Consider the following 18,471-nt stretch of genomic DNA (forward strand, 5'->3'; position numbering starts at 1 on the left):
ATTTAACTAGATTATAGTACTTTGTCTAAAGAGAAGTTTTCCAAACCTAAATAATAAGCTGCTGTATCTATTAAAGCTTCCATTGGGCAAAGTCCTACTATTTCACTTCCTGTAACATTTACACCATATCTTCTAGCTTCCATTTTTACTGCTTCAAAAGCTCTGTATATGGCAGTTTTACTATAATCAGTTAAGTTCATAGTAACTTGAGTTATATTTCTCTCAGGCACTTCTACTGGTCCTGCTTTTATATATCTATATCCACCATTAGAGTGTCTTATAGTTTTTGCAATCTTACTTGCTATTTCTATATTTGGTGTATCTAGGTTTATGTTATATGCTATAAGAGGTTTTCTAGCTCCTATGGCTATGGCACCAGCAGTTGGATGTTTTTTAGTAGGTCCAAAATCTGGTTGCCAAGCTGGATCTTTTAATTTTTCATCTAAACCTTCGTACTCACCTTTTCTAACAACGGCTAAATTTTCTCTTTCAGGTTTTGTTGCAGAAGCTTCATAAAGAAATACTGGTATATTGTAAGATTCTCCCACCATTTCCCCTAATTCTTTTGAAAGAGCAACTGCATCTTCCATAGTCATTCCTTTTATTGGAATAAATGGACAAACATCACAAGCTCCAAATCTAGAGTGTTGTCCTTTGTGATGGTTCATATCTATAACTTCTGATGCCACACCTATTGCTTCAAAAACTGCATTTTTTACAGCTTGTGGCTCGCCTATTACAGTAACTACTACTCTATTATAATCTTTGTCTGCTTCATAGTTTAATAGTTTTACTCCTGGAACACCTCTTAATGGGCTTACTATTTTTTCTATTTTATCTAAGTCTACACCTTCACTAAAATTTGGTACGCATTGTACTATTGCCATGTTTTTTCCCCCTTAAATTATGTTAAACATTTTGTTTGTAAATTTTATTCAAATTCTTTATCTCCAACTAAGTCCTCAATCATTTCATCATCTGCTATAAATGGAAGTGTTAAATGATCTTTTCCTTCACACATTTTGTTGTATTCCATAACTGTAGTTATAGAGTTTTCATTTCTAGCCCAAGCACGTCTAGCAACTCCACTCATAACATCCCAAGGCATAGAAGTTCTTAATATATCATCAACTCGCTGAGACCCATCAAGTACCATACCAAAACCACCATTTATGGATTTACCTATTCCTACTCCTCCACCATTGTGAAGAGCTACTAAACTCATTCCTCTCGCACAGTTTCCTGCAAAACAATGAGTAGCCATGTCAGCCATTATATTACTTCCATCTTTTATATTAGAAGTTTCTCTAAATGGAGAATCTGTTCCTGATACGTCATGATGATCTCTACCCATCATAACTGGTCCTATTTCTCCTTTTCTTACCATTTCATTAAATTTAAGAGCTATATTAGTTCTACCCATAGCATCTTGATATAATATTCTTGCTTGTGTTCCCACAACAAGATTGTTTTTAACTGCATCTTTTATCCATATCCAGTTATCTCTATCTTGATATCTTCTTTGCGGATCTATACAGCTCATAGCAGCTTCATCAGTTTTTACTAAATCTTCATGCTTACCACTTAAACAAACCCATCTAAATGGCCCATATCCAAAGTCAAATAGTTGAGGTCCTAATATATCTTCCACATATGATGGGAATATAAATCCATCCTTTTCATCTACACCATTTTTAGAAATTTCTTTGCATCCAGCATCATAAACTGCCTTCATAAAACTATTACCATAATCGAAGAAGTAAACTCCTCTATCATGTAAAATCTTAATTAATTCAAAGTGTTTTCTTAAAGTTTCATCTACTAAATGAGCAAATTTTTGTGGATCATGAGCAAGTAGTTCTGTTCTTTCTTCAAAAGTAATTCCAACAGGACAATAGCCCCCATCATAAACTGCATGACAAGAAGTTTGGTCTGATAATAAATCTATATGAATATTTTCATCTACTGCATATTCAAGTAAATCAACTATATTACCATGGAAAGCTATGGCACAAGGTTCTTTTGCATCCATTTTTTCCTGAGCAAGTTTAAAAGCATCTTCTGGAGAATTGCTTACTTCACTTACCCATCCTTGATCAAATCTAGTTTTTATTCTAGAAATATCAACTTCTGCAACTATTCCAACACCGCCTGCTATTTCTACAGCTTTACCTTGGGCACCACTCATTCCTCCAAGGCCTGAAGTAACAAATAATCTTCCCTTCAAATCTTCATCTTGAGGTATGCCAAGTTTTAGCCTTCCTGCATTTAATACAGTTGAGTAAGTTCCATGAACTATACCTTGTGGCCCTATATACATCCACCCACCAGCAGTCATTTGACCATAGTTTGCCACACCTATAGCAGTTGCTCTTTTCCAATCATCTAAATTATCAAACATGCCTATCATAAGTGAGTTTGTAAGTATAACTCTAGGTGCATCTGGTTTAGATTTAAAAAGTCCCACAGGATGACCAGATTGTATAACTAAAGTTTGGTCCTGAGTTAAAACTTCTAAATATTTTTTAACAAGTTGGTATTGCATCCAGTTTTGGAAAACTTGGCCCGTTTCTCCATAAGTAACAAGTTCATAAGGATAAAGTGCCACATCAAAATCTAAGTTGTTATCTATCATAACTTGAAAAGCTTTTCCATCCGTACATCTGCCCTTATACTCGTCTATTGGCTTTCCATAAAGCTTTCCTTCTGGTCTAAATCTATAACCATAGATTCTTCCATAAGTCATTAATTCATCTAAAAACTCTGGTGCTAAATCTTCATGATACTCTTCTGGTATATATCTTAAAGCATTTTTTAAAGCTAATTTTATATCAGCATTGCTTAATTTTGCTTCTCTTCTTGGAGCTCTTCTTATTCCCTTTTCAAATGTAGGTATTTCCTTTGGTATATCTGTTAATTTAATCGTCATAGCATTTTTAATATCTTCATTATTAAAATTCAAAGCTTTTTCCATTTTGATTTCCCCTTTGACCTTTAAAAATTTATTTTTTAATCATAAATAGTTTATAGTTACCTTATCTTCTTTTGAATTATAAATTTTCTGATAGCTGTCTTTTCGGTTCTATATCTTCAAATAATAGTATTTCTTGCTCTAAAGCTTCTTCTACAGCTTCAACTAATAAATTATCTCTTATTAAATCTTCACAAATATTTATATCTTTGTACATTATCCTATCTTTATCTATAAATGAAGTATGATCTCTCACAATATTATAAGCAGCCTCTGTACCTGCTCCTAATTTTTTCTTACCTCTTAAGTCTATTGCTTGAACACTTGTTAATATTTCCATAGCAATAACTTTTCTCACATTATCCATAATATCTCTAGCTTTTCTAGCTGCTATAGTTCCCATAGAAACATGATCTTCTTGATTTGCAGAAGAAGGAATAGAGTCCACACTTGCTGGATGAGCTAGAACTTTATTTTCTGAAACAAGTGATGCAGCAGAATACTGAACTATCATAAATCCAGAATTTAAACCACCATGATTAACTAGAAATGCTGGTAAACCGTAACTTAAAGCTGGATTTACCATTTTTTCTAATCTTCTTTCAGCTATATTTGCCATTTCTGCTAAAGCAATTCCAAGGAAATCAAAACTTAAAGCCATTGGTTGTCCATGGAAGTTACCACCAGAAATAATCTTTTGATTTTCTCCTGGGAATATTATTGGATTGTCTGTAACTGAGTTCATTTCTATTTCTAATTTATTTTTTACATATTCTAAAGCATCTTTGCTAGCTCCATGGATTTGTGGTGAACATCTTAGGGAATATGCATCTTGAGTTCTAAGTTGCCCTTGCTTAGTAACCATTTCGCTGCCTTCCACCATAGTTAACACATTTTTTGCAGTATTGAATTGTCCTTTGTGAGGTCTGACTAAATTAACTCTTTCATCCATAGCGCAAGTTATACCATTTAATGCTTCCATTGTTAAGCATAAAGATATATCGGCAGTTTTCATTAAATTCAGTGCATCATAAACAGTTATTGCACCAACTGCAGTCATACATTGAGTCCCATTTATTAATGCTAAACCTTCTTTTGCACCTAAGTATTCAAGAGGTTTAATTCCTGCTTTTTCCATAGCATCTTTAGATTCCATTCTTTTTCCTTCATAAATTGCTTCACCAAGACCTAACATAGTAAGCACCATATGAGATAGTGGTGCCAAATCTCCTGATGAACCAAGTGAACCTTTTTCTGGAACTATTGGGTGAACTCCTTTATTTAACATAGAGGTTAGTACTTCTAGGGTTTCACATCTTGCTCCTGAGTATCCTTTCGATAAAGCGTTTGCTCTAAGTAACATCATAGCTCTTACAATTTCTTCGCTTAAGGGATTACCTACACCACATGAATGAGACATTATAAGATTAGTTTGTAACTGCTTACACTCATCTTTTGATATTGCCACGTCAGAAAACTTACCAAATCCAGTAGTTATTCCATAAGATATTTGGCCTGCATCTACTATGTCGTCAACTATTTGTCTAGAAATCTTTACTTTTTCTAAAGCCTCCTTACTTATTTCTACATGAAAGTTATACCTAGCAACATTTACTAAATCATCTAATGTAAGACTATTACCATCGATTATTATTTTTTTCATATAAACCTCCCCAAAACCTATAGTTAAATTTTATTGTTTATACTACATACTAAAAATTGTTAAAAAATATTCACTCTAAACATTCTACATATTCTGCGCACTATCCTTCCATATATTACCATAATGTTTTTATTTAAAATATAAATTAAAATATATAGAAAAATATGCTCCCCAAACTTAACCAATGTATTTTCCAAAAGCTTACATTTTATTTTTTCAACAATGTAATTAAAAACTGTAATTTTTACAAAAAAATGGTGTATCAAAAAAGATACACCTTTGGGTTTTAATATTTAATTACTATTTTTTTATAACAGATTCTCTTTCCATAATTTGATATGGTAATTCTATTTTCTTTTCTTCCACAGATTCACCGTTTATTATTTTAATTAAAGCTCTTATTGAAACTGCACCCATATCGAAAAGAGGTTGATAGACTGTTGTCAATTTTGGTCTATATATTTTTGCAAGCTTTGTATCATTAAATCCTGCTACAGAAATATCTTTTGGAACACTGTAACCTGAATCAAAAATTGCATTTATTGCTCCAACAGCTGCTTCATCACCTGTAACAAAAACTGCTGATGGTATTATTTTTTCATCTATAAGCTCTTTCATTGAGTTATATCCGCCCTCGTAATCAGTATTTCCATACTTGATTAGTTCATCTCTAACTGATATATTATTATCCCTTAGAGCAGCTTCATAACCTGTTCTTCTTTCACTTTCTAGTATAGTGTCTTCCTTACTAGTCATGATTAACGCTATATCTTTGTGATTACTTTCAATTAGATACTTAGTCATGTCGTAAGTAGCTTTTTCGTTACTTGTACTTACACTATATATATCGTAATCTCTTGCTGTTTTACTTATGTACACTGCTGGAATACGACTTTCCTTCATAAAGTTTACATGTTCTTCGTCTAATATCCAAGATATCATAACTATACCTTCAACCTGCTTAGTTTTAAGTAGTTTTATACTATCTAATTCTTGTTCTTTATCTGAATAAGTATTAACTAAAAGTATATCGTAGTCATACATCTTAGCAACCGCTTCTATTCCGTTCAATATTTCATTAACAAAAGAGTCTGATACTTCCGGAACTATGACTCCTATTAATTTACTTTTTTTAGTAACTAAACTTCTAGCAAGAGGATTAGGTACATAACCTGTTTCTTTAATTACGTCTAAAACTCTTTGTTTAACTTCATCCGTTACTGGTTTTGAATCATTTATAACTCTTGAAACTGTTGATATCGAAACACCAGACAGTTTCGCAACATCTTTTATCGTTACGTTATTTTTCATTTCGTGCCTCCTATTATTACTATCAGTACGATTTTTTGTCTAATCTCTTCATTTTAACATAACTTGCCTCTTTTAGAAATACATATTATAATTTATTTCTATGCAAAAATACTAAAAAGCTTCTGTTATAATTATCAACTTATACTTATTATTTACATTTAATTTATTAATATTTAAAATCTCATTAATAAATATTATAGACAAGGGCCATTTGTAACTTAAGATTTTTTATTATTCCTCAATGCTTAATCATTTGCTTTTATTATTCTTGTTGATTCAAATATAGATAAGGCAATACATAGTAAATATGGGATAATAACAACTAAAAGATTCTTTCCAAAACTAATATTTGTAAAATTTTCTATTATGGAAGGAATATACATTAAAAATGGCATCATTAAATACCATACACCTATTTTTTTTGATACAACAAAAGATACTACAAATAGTGCACCAATTATTATACTTACTACTAATTTATTAATAACTATAGATTGTTCCATATTTCTTCCCAATAGCCCTATAATAACAAAAAAGCATGTATTCATAAAAAATAAAACAAATATTCCTATGGTAAACTTTCTGTCCTTAAATGCAAATTTTCTAGCTAAGATAATTAATAAAACAGTAGTAACTATGTATGCTAATGGACTTAATATTGCTTCCATAATTGACATGGTAACTATGCCATTTTTTATCTTTCCTAAAAATAGCCATGTTCCAAAGCCTAGAATAAACATTAAAGCTGTTTCTATTAATTCTTTTTTACTAAAAGACAATTCTTGAGCCACAGATTTTGCATATTCCTCTGGTGAATTTCCAAAAATATCTTCTACACTTTTTCCTTCTCGCTCTCCAAGCATCAAATGCTCTTCTGCTTCAGCTATAAACTCCTTAATTTCATCTTCACTTTTTCCTGTACTCATTAAATACATATTTAGATTTAATATGAACTCTTCCCCTTCTTTAGATATTGTATAATTATAGTTTTTACTCATAACCTACTCCTCCTTACTTCCCTTCCAACAATTTATTTACGCTAGTTGATATATCTTTCCATATTCCAATGAAACTCTCTAACTGTTCTTTCCCCTTATCTGTTAAAGAATAATACTTTCTCTTTGGCCCACTCTCTGATGATTTAGTAGTTGTTGTAACTAACCCTTCTTTTTTCATTCTTATTAATAAGGGGTATATACTCCCTTCACTAACCATATTGAATCCATATAATTCTAATTTTTGGGTCATTTCATATCCGTATACTTCTTCTTCTGATATAACAGCCAACAAACATCCTTCTAAAATGCCCTTTAACATTTGTGTTGAATTCATTTTATACCTCCTATGTTGTAATACAATATAGCAAGGTAACTTGCATTACAACCTACTCTATTTATAATATACTCCACTCTACCTTGTTTTGCAACATAGTTATAATAATTTTATTATTTTTTTTTGCTTAATAAAAAAGCAGAAGATAATTATTATTCTTCTGCTTTATATATGTCTAATTTAATACGGTTTTATTATATTCTATTAAGTAACTCTCTATTAAATCTTCTAATGCTTCTTTTGTAAAAATCTCTATTGGATTAACATGTTTTTCATCTACTGCTAAATTAATATAAGATGAGCATAATTCTGATACTGCATATCCTAAAGCTTGAGTAAATCTTCTTGCAAGAGAATTATTTATACCTATTGATAATATAGTAACACCTCCAGGTATTAATCTTAGTATTTTTCCAAGAAGCATTTTGTAGATAAATTTTTCTCTGTTCAATAAAATATTTTCACTTAAAATCTGATTCGCATCTAAATTGTATTTGTTAATTTCCCAAATGTTTAATATTTTTAAGCACATTTCACTTTCCAAATCCATAAGCATTGAAGAATCTGACATAGATATTGGAGTAGATGCCTTTTCTGCTGCTAATTGTCCGTAGGGTATCAATATATTTTCTTTTATATATTCTTTTTTTGAAGTAAAATCTAGTTCTTTGTTTTTATACTTTATTCTAATTTCCACTATTATTTTTCCTCCATCTATAGAAAATTAACTTAACTTAAGCCACTACACTGATTCTACAATTTATATGACCAACCATATGATTTCATTACCAATTCAGGCAACTACAGGGCTCAAATAAGTTCTTTAGACATATTATTCTATAAATGTTTATGAATCCCTTTATTTGTATAAGTTGTTTTATATCACTTTTTTTCTTCCTCACAAATCTCTTCTTTCGTTAGGATTCTTTTTCTAGATATCATCATATTGCACTCCTGGCAATAATAGCTTATACTTCCTCAGCCTTCTAAAACTTCTAGTTTGTTTTTACAATGTGGACAATAATATTCTTTCATTATAAGTTTATCTCCTTTTTTATTTCATCTATAGTTTCATAACTTATTTTTCCTCAATATTATTACTATAATGCAAAAATTAATTAATTTAATTTATCGCCACATTCTTTTACTATAATTTGATACACGTCTTGATAAGGTTTATTATGTTTTTTGCACATTTCTATTATACTGTCATACTCTGGATAAACTCTTTTTCCCCTAGATAAGTGACAAACTTTTACTACTACTTCTCCTAGTGAAGTTTTCACATTTTTAATTTCTCTTTTTAAGATACTTCTTTCCATTTTTTGTTTTCTAATTCCAATAGTTGTAGTTTCTTCAAAAATAATATCTTCTAACGTTTCCACATCTTCTTCCTTACAAATAACATTTAATTGATAAGAAGGACGATTCTTTTTCATAAATACTGGAATATAGTGAACATCTCTAGCTCCTGCTTTATATAAACGCTCCATTACATATCCTAAAGCTTCTCCTGAACAATCATCTATATTGCTTTCTAACTTTACAATAAAGTCTTTGTATTCGCTTTCATCTTCTATAATCATGGCTCTTAATATACTTGGTCTTTCGTATGTTCTTTTACCTGCTCCTAAACCTATCTTTTTAATAGAAAATTCCCCAGGAAGTTTATCTTCTGTTTTTATAGCTGCCACAATAGCTGCACCTGTAGGAGTTACTAACTCTGCTTCTATATTTGTAAGACGAAGTTTTAGGTTATTATTTGCCACGATTTTGGAAACTGCTGGTACTGGAACTGGTATTACTCCATGTTGACAACGAATAAATCCACATCCTTCATATAGTACTGGTACAACTACTTCTTCTATTTCTAAATTATCCAAGCAAACTGCTACGGCTATTATATCTACTATAGAATCTACTGCTCCAACCTCATGAAAATGTACTTCATCTATACTAACTCCATGAGCTGCTGCTTCTGCTTCCCCTAATATATTAAAAATCTTCACTGCAATTTGTTTTGCTTTATCTGTAATATCAGCTTTTTCAATAATAGAAATTACATCTGATAATCCACGATGTTCATGGTGATCATTATGTTCATGAGAATGTTCCTCGTCATGATTATGATTATGATCGTGATCGTGATGATTGTGAGAATGATCATGGTGATGGTCATGGTCATGGTGATGGTCATGACTGTGGTCATGTTCACCATAAAGATAGTTCATATCATGGTCGTGATTTTCGTGTTTATCATCTAAAATTACATTAAAGTCGCAAGCATCTAATCCACTTTTTATCACTCTACTTATTTGCGTTTTAAAACCATCAACTGGTAAACTTTTCAAAGCTTTATTTAAAACTGCTTCACTAGCCCCCAAATCCAATAAGGCTGCAACCGTCATATCTCCACTAATTCCACTGTAACATTCTAAATATAATTTATTACTCATTGTCTTCCCCCTAGTTTGTTAATCTATATTGTCATTTTATAATTTTTTTTAAATTTTTTCCACTTTTTTATTCATTGAGTTCTAATTCATGGGCAATTTCTTTTAAATATGTTGTTATTGGAAGATGTTGTGGGCAAACATTTTCACACTGCTCGCATTCTATACATTGTGATGCTTTTCCATGCTTTTCTATTAAGTGGCTATAACACGCCAATGAAAACCTAAGCTGTAATGATCCAAATCTTTTAAGACTATTATAAATTGAAAAGCATTCTGGTATTGCAATATTTTTAGGACAGTTTTCTGTACAGTAATGACATGATGTACAAGGAATTGCTATGCTTGACTTTATTATAGTTCCTGCCTTTTCAATAACTTGTTCTTCTATTTCATTTAATGGTTTAAATTCCTTCATATAACTTATATTATCTTGAAGTTGTTCTTTATTGCTCATTCCACTTAATACAACCATTACATTGTCTAAAGATGCTGCATATCTTACTGCCCAGGATGCTATGGAAAGTTGATTATTCTCTTCCTTAAATAAATTTTCTGCATCTGGTGAAATATTGGCTAAAGAACCACCTTTAATTGGTTCCATAACAATTACAGGCTTGTTGTGTTTCTTAGCCACTTCATAACATTTTCTTGATTGAACAATATTATCTTCCCAATCTATATAGTTAATTTGTAGCTGTACATATTCCATTTCTGGATGATTGGTAAGTATTTTATCAAGGACCTCAGCGCTATCATGAAAAGAAAAGCCAATATGTTTAATTTTACCTTCTGATTTTTTTTCTTTAATAAATTCAAAAGCTCCCATTTCTTCTGATAATAAATATGTTTGATCTGTTATTCCATGTAGCCAGTAGTAATCAAAATACTCTACTCCACATTTTATCAACTGCTCATTAAATATTTTAGGAATTTGAGACTTTTCATTTATCATAAACATTGGTAATTTATCTGTTATAGTATAAGCATTTCTTGGATATCTTTTTACTACTGCCTCTCTAAATGCTCTCTCACTGTTTCCATTATGATAAGGATATGCTGTATCAAAATAAGTAAATCCATTTTTTATATATTCGTCTACCATAGAAGTAAATTTAATTATATCAATACTTCCCTGGTCATCTTCATCAATAAGTGGCAAGCGCATAAGACCAAATCCTAATTTTTTAGTTTCCATTATATTACCCCCAATTACTTATTTTTTATTCTCCATATTATTAATAGTATTCATTTAATAAGTAATATACAATTCAAAATATCCCTTTAAAAATAAATATGGGTAAAAGACCTAACTACTTAGTAGCTAGGCTCTTTAAATTTATTGATTTTTTTCTCTTAATTCTTTTTCATTCATCATTAAGCCTTTTTCATATAAATCAATTTTATGATCTAAACGCTCTAAAGTTTTATTCATTTCTTCAATTTTTTCACCTAAAGCTTTACGTTGATCTATTAGTAATGCTTTTCTCTCATCAATAGTTGAGTCTCCTTGCTGGAACATAGTAACATAGTCTATTAAAACTTCTATAGGAAGGCCTGCTCCCCTCATACATTTTATAAACTCCACCCAATTACAATCTTCCTGGTTATAGTCTCTTACACCGCTTTTATTTCGGTGTACTGTTGGTATTAGACCTACTCTTTCGTAATATCTTAAAGTATCTGCTGATAATCCATATTTTTTACTTACTTCAGTAATTGTCATAAGCATATTCCTTTCATATTCCTATAATTTACATATTTCATAGACTTTTTCATGACTTTGGTTTTATAATTTATAGTCCTCTAAATTTTTTCTATTTTAATTTTATAATAACCCTTGGAGTAGACTCTAAGTCAAGGCAAATTTTATATTAAATAATAAAAATTTAAAACCCGACTAAATAGACTATTTATATCGTCTACTTAGTCGGGTTTAATTAAAAATATATTATAACATATATCTACTTTTTGCCTGACTCTCCTATTAAAAATCCAATGGAGCTACACATCAAGTCTCTAATTTGAGATATAGTTTGTATGTTTTCTAAATTATTAGTTAGTAACAAAATATTTAAAACAGATATACATATTATACATATTCCTAGTGCTATAACTATTTGAACTAAATTAATATCTTTATAACTGTAATATGGCTCTAATTCACATTGTTTATTTTCTTTTCCTAAATCTTCATCTAAAGTATCTATTTTTTGTTCTAGCTTATTTAACTCACCTTTTATCTCTTCTATTTTTATTTGTTTCTCTTTTTTATTAAACTTAATATTTGAACTTAAGAGAAAACCAAATACAGAGGCTAGAGTTGATCTAAATGCTACTTCTAAGGAACTTTTAATTCCATTGCCTCCATCACTAAAAAAAGCAATTAATACTACCACTAAAAATAATATTATTCCCACCATAATTAGTGCTTTAAAAGATATATTAAGTTCATCCCAGTCATGCTTAAATTCTTTAATTAGAAGATTTCTTCTATTACAATTTTTATTTGACATAATATATCACCTTATATATTTAGTAGTCTAATTATAATACTACAAAATACTAAATAATGTGACTAAATTTGTCATATATTTTTTTACTTACTTCAATAATTGTTATAAGCACCTTTTCCATAAACAATGCCTTTTTCCTTTGCTTAAATAGTAATCCTTTGAGTTAACTCTAAGTCAAGGATTTTATATAAAAAAGAGTGTAAATTACTTTACACCCTCTCATCACTATGCTAAATATTTATTAATTATTTTATCTAGATCTTCTGTATTATTATTTATAAATTTTTCATATGTTGTTTTTGAATTATCTATCTCCATAGCTAAATCATATAAGAACTTAGGAATATCTTCTCTTATTATATCTCCAACTTTTTTACCTAAAACTGCTCCATCTTTTCCATGTCTTCCATCCATATGAAGTTCAAACGCTTCTTTTGAGACATCATTGACTCTTTTTTTCCTACCAGCAAATCCAAGTGCTCCTATTTGGTGTGTTCCACATGAATTGTTACAACCAGAAATACGAAGTTCTGGTAATATATCTTTTTCTAAACCTTTTGATTTAAAATATTCTAATATTTCATTTAGTAAGTATTGACTATGAGCAATACCTATTTGGCATGTTGGTACACCTATACATGCTGTACTTTGAGCTAATAAAGTTTCCCCACCTAAGCTTTGAGTAAGCTCTATTAATTCTTTTGCTTCATTTCCATTTAAGTTTCTTATATATATACCTTCACTCATTGATAATCTTATTTCAACGTCTTCTATATTTTCTATATTTTCGATTATGGATTTTAGAGTATCTAATTTTAAAATTCCTCCAATTGGATGGAAATAAACTGTATATAAACCTTCTTGTTTTTGTTCTATTAATCTAGGATGAACTAAATCTGTTTTTATTCCTTTTTTATTGTATTCTTTTTTATTTACAACTAAACCTAAATCTTCTTTTTCCATAACTTCAGCTAAATGTTTTTTATAACATTCAATTAGTGCTTCTTCACCCATTCTTGCTTGTATATATCTACTACGAGCTTTATTTTTATTTGAGTAATCACCTTCTGAAATAAATAAATTAGTTATGGCTTCTACATGATATAATACTTCCTCAGGTTCTATTAACTCTCCAAATTCAACTGATTTAAGAGGATTTTGTCCAAGTCCTCCTGTTAAATAAACTTTAAAAAATTCTTTATCATCTTTTTTAGTAGCTATAAACCCTAAATCTGCTACTTGAGCATTACCTTTATCACTTTCACTACTTGAAAAAGATACTTTTAACTTTCTTGGCAATTTATAAGTAGTTATTTTTTTTATAAAATGCTCATTTACTGCTTTAGCATATTCAGTTACATCAAAAGCTTCTTCTTTATCCACTCCACTTAAGGGTGAAATAGAAACATTTCTTGGGAAGTTTCCTCCTGAACCTCTAGTGTATATATTGTGTTGAAACCCTTCTTCCATTATGTCGCAAACTTCATCTATATTTAATCCATGTAATTGCACAGCTTGACGTGTAGTAGTATGTACACTATCTAAATTTCTCTCACTTGCAAATTTATAAATTAATTTTATTTGCTCAACATTTAAAATTCCAGATGGTATTCTAAGTCTTATCATAAGCTCCTCTCCACCACGATGTGCATAAACACCCATTCCACCTGAAGTACCCTTAAATTCTAAGGCAGATATTTCTTTTCTTTCAAATTTGTGACCAAGTGATCTAAAATCAGATATTTCAGCTAATAACTTTTCGTTTAAATTATTCATTATGCTCACTCCCTCTCATAGTTCAGTTCATTTTAATTAATAAATTATACCATAGTATTAGCCATATTTAGATATTAAAAAGGTCATTTATACATTTGAAATTCTAATGATTGTTATAAGTTTTACCTATCATTAATTTTACATAAAGGTAAAAAAGTAAGGATGATAATTAAAAATTATCATCCTTACTTTTTTATATTAATTCATCGTATAAGTTTTTAACTGTTGGATAGATCTTCTTAAACTTATTATATCTATCCTCATATTTTTCTACTAATTCTTTTTCTGGCTCTATAGTCTCTGTTACTTTTACTAATTTATTAACTGCATCTTCAATACTTTCAAACTCCTTACAAGCTACAGCTGCAAGTATGGCACCACCTAGGGCTGGTCCTTCTTCACTTTCTATCATATCAACTTTTAAATTAAGCACGTTTGTAATAATTTTCTTCCATAATGGACTTTTTGCTCCACCACCACAGATTTTTGTTCTTTCTATATTTATACCTAGTGATTTTGCCACTTCTAATGAGTCTCTAAGAGCAAAAGCAACACCTTCTAAAACTGCTTGAGTCATATCACTTCTAGAAGTATCCATGCTCATTCCTATGAATGTTCCTCTTGCATTTGGGTTATTGTGAGGAGATCTTTCACCCATTAAATATGGTAAGAAGTAAACATTATTTTCTCCAAGTTTAGTGATATCTTCTTGTTCTTTAGCATAATCCTTTGTGTTTAAGATTTCTTCACTCCACCATTTGTTACAAGAGGCTGCACTTAACATACATCCCATTAAATGATAATTGCCATCAGCATGGTCAAAAGAATGTAGAGCATTGTTTGAATCTACTCCAAACTTTTTAGAAGATATAAATATAGTTCCTGATGTTCCAAGAGATATGTTGCATCTACCATCTCCCACAGTTCCTGTACCTATGGCTGCTGCTGCATTATCTCCAGCACCTGCTACAACTTTTACTGTATTTGGTATTTCCAACTCTTTTGCTATTTCATCAGTTACATTACCTACAACTTCATAACTTTCGTACACTTTTGCCAATTGTTCTTCTTTTATTCCACAAATATCTATCATTTCTTTTGACCAACATCTATTTTCCACGTCAAATATTAACATACCTGAAGCATCTGACACATCTGTGCAGTGAACACCACTTAATTTATACGCTATGTAATCCTTAGGTAACATTATCTTTTTAATTTTTGCAAAGTTTTCTGGCTCTTTGTTTTTTACCCATAAAATCTTAGGTGCAGTAAATCCTGTGAAAGATATGTTTGCTGTATATTTTGATAAAGTTTCTTTTCCTATTACTTCATTTAAATAATCACATTCTTCTTTTGTTCTTCCATCGTTCCAAAGAAGAGCTGGTCTTATTACATCATCATTTTCATCTAAAATAACAAGTCCATGCATTTGTCCACCAAAACTTATTCCAGCCACTTGACTTTTATCTATATCTTTTATTAATTCTTTTAAACCTACCATAGTTTGTGCATACCAGTCTTCTGGATTTTGCTCAGACCATCCTGGATTAGGAAAATATAGAGGATATTCTTTTGATACAATATTACATATTTTTCCCTCACCATTCATTAAAAGTAATTTTACTGCCGAAGTTCCCAAATCTATACCTATATAATACATAAGCATCCCCCTGCATATTATTTTCTCAAATTTTATGTTTTTATTAATTGTAAAAAAGGTTGTAGTAAAGAAAGCAGAAGCTATATTTATTACAACCTTTAAAATACTTTACTATTTAGTTTCCATTATATATTGATTTAATATACTTTCTAATAATTCTTGTCTTCCTGAAACATTTGGAGTTACTCCATTTTGTAGCGCATAAGCTTCTAATTCTTTAAATCCAACTTTTCCATCTATTATATCTTTTCCTAAACCTTCTGTATAAGAAGCATATCTTCTTTCTTTAAATTCTTCAAATACTTTATCTTCTATTAATTTAGCTGCAACTTTTAATCCTCTAGCAAAAGCATCCATACCTGCTATATAAGCATAGAATAAATCAGATTCTTCAAAAGAAGCTCTACGAACTTTAGAGTCGAAGTTTAATCCACCTTTGTCAAATCCACCGTCTAATAATATTTCATACATAGCTAAAGTAGTATCGTATACGTTTGTTGGGAATTGATCTGTATCCCATCCTAACATTAAATCACCTTGGTTAGCATCAACACTTCCTAATACCCCATTTATTCTACATTGGTTTAATTCATGTTGGAATGTATGTTGAGCTAATGTAGCATGGTTAGCTTCTATATTTAATTTAAAATCATCTTGTAAATTGTATTTTCTTAAGAATGCTAAAACTGTTGCAGTATCAAAATCATATTGATGTTTAGTTGGCTCTTTTGGTTTTGGTTCTATTAATAACTGTCCTTCAAATCCTATTTCTTTTTTATAATCTACTGCCATTTGTAATAATCTAGCTAAGTTATCAAGTTCTAATCCTGTATCAGTGTTTAGAAGTGTTTCATATCCTTCTCTTCCACCCCAGAATACGTAGTTAACTCCACCTAAATCTTTAGTTACTTCCATAGCTTTTTTGATTTGAGCTGCAGCATAAGCAAATACTGTTGCATTGCAAGAAGTTCCAGCACCATGAACAAACTTATCATCACTAAAGGCATTAGTAGTTCCCCATAAACACTTGATACCTGTTCTTTTCATTTCTTCTTTTATTACTTTTACTATTTCATCAAGGTTAGCATTAGTTTCAGCTAAAGTATTTCCTCTTGGAGCTACGTCCACATCGTGGAAGCAGAAGAATGGTATTTGCATTTTTTCCATAAATTCAAATGATGCATGTACTCTTTCTTTTGCTATTTCCATAGCATCTTCTCTTTGATCCCAAGGTCTGTGCATAGTTGCTCCACCAAATGGATCATTCCCCATATATGTTAATGTATGCCAGTAACTCATCGCAAATCTACAATGTTCTTTCATTGTTTTCCCCATTACTACTTCATCTGGATTGTAGTATTTGAAAGCTAAAGGATTTTTACTTGTTGGTCCTTCATAATTTATTTTTTCTATTCCTTTAAAATATGTTTTTGTTTCTACCATTGTACTCATTATTAACATTCCTCCATTTGTTTATTGATTGAACTAATTAAATAATATTTTAAAATATAATATTTATTTATAAGATATTGAAATCTTTATTTACTATTTTCTAATTATTCTATATATCTTCTTTATGTGCTAAAATAATATTAAATATTATATTTAGTAAAAGGAGATTAACATGCCTGCTGCAAGTCAAGAATTAATTAGAAATATTAATAACCATCTTATACTTGAGTCTATTTTAAATTATGGTCCCATATCTCGTGCAGATCTTTCTAAGAAGCTGAATTTGACTAAGGCCACTATTTCTGCCATTGTACAAGATTTAATTGATCATTCTTTAGTAATTGAAATTGGAAGTAAAGATACTCACGTAGGTCGTAAGCCTATACTTTTATGCTTTAACCAAAAATGTGCTTATGCCATTTCCATAGATTTAAACGCAGAATATATTGCTGTATACCTTTCAGATTTAAAAGGTGAGAGAATATACTCTTCTCATTATAAAAATAATTTAGATTCTGCAACACTTTTAGAAAAACTTAAAGCTATAATAAAGCATCTTATAACTTTAGTTCCACATTCAAAATATGGTGTTGTGGGAATCACTATTGGTATTCATGGTATTACATTTAATAATGAAGTTATATTTACACCTTATTACAATTTAACTGAACTAGATATGGCTTCTGATCTAAATAAAACTTTTAATATTCCTGTATATATAGAGAATGAAGCTAATCTATCTGTTATAGGTGAAAAAACTTTCTTCAATAGTTATTCCAACATAGTAAATATAAGTATTCATACAGGAGTTGGTCTTGGTCTAATTATAGATAATAAACTTTATACAGGTTATAACGGCTTTGCCGGTGAATTTGGTCACTCTATTGTTGTTCCAAACGGAAAACCTTGTCCCTGTGGTAATAATGGTTGCTTAGAGCAATATGTATCTGAAACATCACTTCTTCGAAATTACTCTCAACTAAAAGGTTTAGAGATAAAAGATATAGATGTTCTAATTTCAGATTATTTATATGGAGATATAGAAGCTAATCAAGTTATTAAATCTTTCATTGATTATATGTCCATAGCCATAAATAATATTTTAACTACTTTCAACCCTCATATTATTATCATAAACAGTGCCATAACTACTTATCTTCCTAATATAATAGAAAAGATAAAAAATAGTATGAACAGCCGTATGTCAGAGTATATAAACATAGTTCCAACAACACTTCAAAACAATTCAATTTTATTAGGCGGTGTTTACATTGTTAGTAAAAACTTCCTTGAAATTGATAACTTAGTTCTAAGTAGCAAATATGATTAGTCAT

15 protein-coding genes are annotated in these 18,471 nt (G+C 30.1%); 1 reads left to right on the plus strand and 14 read right to left on the minus strand.

What is annotated here, in order from left to right:
- Positions 1 to 11: 11 nt before the first annotated feature.
- From ftcD to xylA, 14 genes are all read right to left on the minus strand, one after another.
- Positions 12 to 887 carry a glutamate formimidoyltransferase gene (gene ftcD / locus TVTCOM_RS16360; protein WP_434797323.1) on the minus strand — a complete coding sequence of 292 codons (876 nt, stop codon included), beginning with the start codon at positions 885 to 887 and terminating at the stop codon, positions 12 to 14.
- A gap of 44 nt (positions 888 to 931) precedes the next feature.
- The gene (locus TVTCOM_RS16365; protein ID WP_434797324.1) at positions 932 to 2,974 is read right to left on the minus strand and encodes a urocanate hydratase; all 2,043 of its coding nucleotides are present in this window, start codon (positions 2,972 to 2,974) and stop codon (positions 932 to 934) included.
- A gap of 76 nt (positions 2,975 to 3,050) precedes the next feature.
- On the minus strand, positions 3,051 to 4,634 hold the full coding sequence (gene hutH / locus TVTCOM_RS16370) for a histidine ammonia-lyase (protein ID WP_434797325.1): 1,584 nt from the start codon (positions 4,632 to 4,634) through the stop codon (positions 3,051 to 3,053).
- 300 nt (positions 4,635 to 4,934) lie between these two features.
- A complete protein-coding gene (locus tag TVTCOM_RS16375) occupies positions 4,935 to 5,945 on the minus strand; it encodes a LacI family DNA-binding transcriptional regulator (protein ID WP_434797326.1) in 1,011 nt (336 codons plus the stop codon).
- Between the two features lie 245 nt (positions 5,946 to 6,190).
- Positions 6,191 to 6,943 carry a hypothetical protein gene (locus TVTCOM_RS16380; protein WP_434797327.1) on the minus strand — a complete coding sequence of 251 codons (753 nt, stop codon included), beginning with the start codon at positions 6,941 to 6,943 and terminating at the stop codon, positions 6,191 to 6,193.
- A gap of 13 nt (positions 6,944 to 6,956) precedes the next feature.
- Positions 6,957 to 7,277 (minus strand): PadR family transcriptional regulator, encoded by a 321-nt coding sequence (locus TVTCOM_RS16385; RefSeq protein ID WP_434797328.1) that lies wholly within the window; start codon positions 7,275 to 7,277, stop codon positions 6,957 to 6,959.
- A 175-nt stretch (positions 7,278 to 7,452) separates the two neighbouring features.
- A complete protein-coding gene (locus tag TVTCOM_RS16390; protein ID WP_434797329.1) occupies positions 7,453 to 7,974 on the minus strand; it encodes a hypothetical protein in 522 nt (173 codons plus the stop codon).
- Positions 7,975 to 8,395: 421 nt separating this feature from the next.
- Entirely contained in the window at positions 8,396 to 9,733 is a 1,338-nt protein-coding gene (larC, locus tag TVTCOM_RS16395) for a nickel pincer cofactor biosynthesis protein LarC (RefSeq protein ID WP_434797330.1), read from the minus strand.
- A 67-nt stretch (positions 9,734 to 9,800) separates the two neighbouring features.
- Positions 9,801 to 10,928 (minus strand): aldo/keto reductase, encoded by a 1,128-nt coding sequence (locus TVTCOM_RS16400; protein ID WP_434797331.1) that lies wholly within the window; start codon positions 10,926 to 10,928, stop codon positions 9,801 to 9,803.
- Positions 10,929 to 11,069: 141 nt separating this feature from the next.
- Complete coding sequence (locus tag TVTCOM_RS16405) at positions 11,070 to 11,456, minus strand: MerR family transcriptional regulator (protein ID WP_434797332.1); 387 nt, start codon at positions 11,454 to 11,456, stop codon at positions 11,070 to 11,072.
- A 238-nt stretch (positions 11,457 to 11,694) separates the two neighbouring features.
- Entirely contained in the window at positions 11,695 to 12,246 is a 552-nt protein-coding gene (locus TVTCOM_RS16410) for a hypothetical protein (protein ID WP_434797333.1), read from the minus strand.
- A gap of 225 nt (positions 12,247 to 12,471) precedes the next feature.
- Entirely contained in the window at positions 12,472 to 14,022 is a 1,551-nt protein-coding gene (locus TVTCOM_RS16415) for a nitrite/sulfite reductase (protein ID WP_434797334.1), read from the minus strand.
- Between the two features lie 193 nt (positions 14,023 to 14,215).
- Entirely contained in the window at positions 14,216 to 15,685 is a 1,470-nt protein-coding gene (xylB, locus tag TVTCOM_RS16420) for a xylulokinase (RefSeq protein ID WP_434797335.1), read from the minus strand.
- Between the two features lie 111 nt (positions 15,686 to 15,796).
- Complete coding sequence (gene xylA, locus TVTCOM_RS16425; RefSeq protein ID WP_434797336.1) at positions 15,797 to 17,137, minus strand: xylose isomerase; 1,341 nt, start codon at positions 17,135 to 17,137, stop codon at positions 15,797 to 15,799.
- A 172-nt stretch (positions 17,138 to 17,309) separates the two neighbouring features.
- On the opposite strand from xylA, the gene TVTCOM_RS16430 reads away from it, so the two are divergent.
- The gene (locus tag TVTCOM_RS16430; RefSeq protein ID WP_434797337.1) at positions 17,310 to 18,467 is read left to right on the plus strand and encodes an ROK family transcriptional regulator; all 1,158 of its coding nucleotides are present in this window, start codon (positions 17,310 to 17,312) and stop codon (positions 18,465 to 18,467) included.
- Positions 18,468 to 18,471 lie beyond the last annotated feature (4 nt).

The sequence above is a fragment of the Terrisporobacter vanillatitrophus genome (assembly GCF_051148895.1).
Lineage (GTDB): Bacteria > Bacillota > Clostridia > Peptostreptococcales > Peptostreptococcaceae > Terrisporobacter > Terrisporobacter vanillatitrophus.

What these genes read in the sequence shown, in the direction of transcription:
- TVTCOM_RS16365 (WP_434797324.1), bottom strand. Translation starts at nt 2,974, where the DNA reads ATGGAAAAAGCTTTGAATTTTAATAATGAAGATATTAAAAATGCTATG.
- larC (WP_434797330.1), bottom strand. Translation starts at nt 9,733, where the DNA reads ATGAGTAATAAATTATATTTAGAATGTTACAGTGGAATTAGTGGAGAT.
- TVTCOM_RS16385 (WP_434797328.1), bottom strand. Translation starts at nt 7,277, where the DNA reads ATGAATTCAACACAAATGTTAAAGGGCATTTTAGAAGGATGTTTGTTG.
- TVTCOM_RS16375 (WP_434797326.1), bottom strand. Translation starts at nt 5,945, where the DNA reads ATGAAAAATAACGTAACGATAAAAGATGTTGCGAAACTGTCTGGTGTT.
- TVTCOM_RS16380 (WP_434797327.1), bottom strand. Translation starts at nt 6,943, where the DNA reads ATGAGTAAAAACTATAATTATACAATATCTAAAGAAGGGGAAGAGTTC.
- TVTCOM_RS16430 (WP_434797337.1), top strand. Translation starts at nt 17,310, where the DNA reads ATGCCTGCTGCAAGTCAAGAATTAATTAGAAATATTAATAACCATCTT.
- TVTCOM_RS16400 (WP_434797331.1), bottom strand. Translation starts at nt 10,928, where the DNA reads ATGGAAACTAAAAAATTAGGATTTGGTCTTATGCGCTTGCCACTTATT.
- TVTCOM_RS16415 (WP_434797334.1), bottom strand. Translation starts at nt 14,022, where the DNA reads ATGAATAATTTAAACGAAAAGTTATTAGCTGAAATATCTGATTTTAGA.
- TVTCOM_RS16410 (WP_434797333.1), bottom strand. Translation starts at nt 12,246, where the DNA reads ATGTCAAATAAAAATTGTAATAGAAGAAATCTTCTAATTAAAGAATTT.
- TVTCOM_RS16405 (WP_434797332.1), bottom strand. Translation starts at nt 11,456, where the DNA reads ATGACAATTACTGAAGTAAGTAAAAAATATGGATTATCAGCAGATACT.
- ftcD (WP_434797323.1), bottom strand. Translation starts at nt 887, where the DNA reads ATGGCAATAGTACAATGCGTACCAAATTTTAGTGAAGGTGTAGACTTA.
- hutH (WP_434797325.1), bottom strand. Translation starts at nt 4,634, where the DNA reads ATGAAAAAAATAATAATCGATGGTAATAGTCTTACATTAGATGATTTA.
- xylA (WP_434797336.1), bottom strand. Translation starts at nt 17,137, where the DNA reads ATGAGTACAATGGTAGAAACAAAAACATATTTTAAAGGAATAGAAAAA.
- xylB (WP_434797335.1), bottom strand. Translation starts at nt 15,685, where the DNA reads ATGTATTATATAGGTATAGATTTGGGAACTTCGGCAGTAAAATTACTT.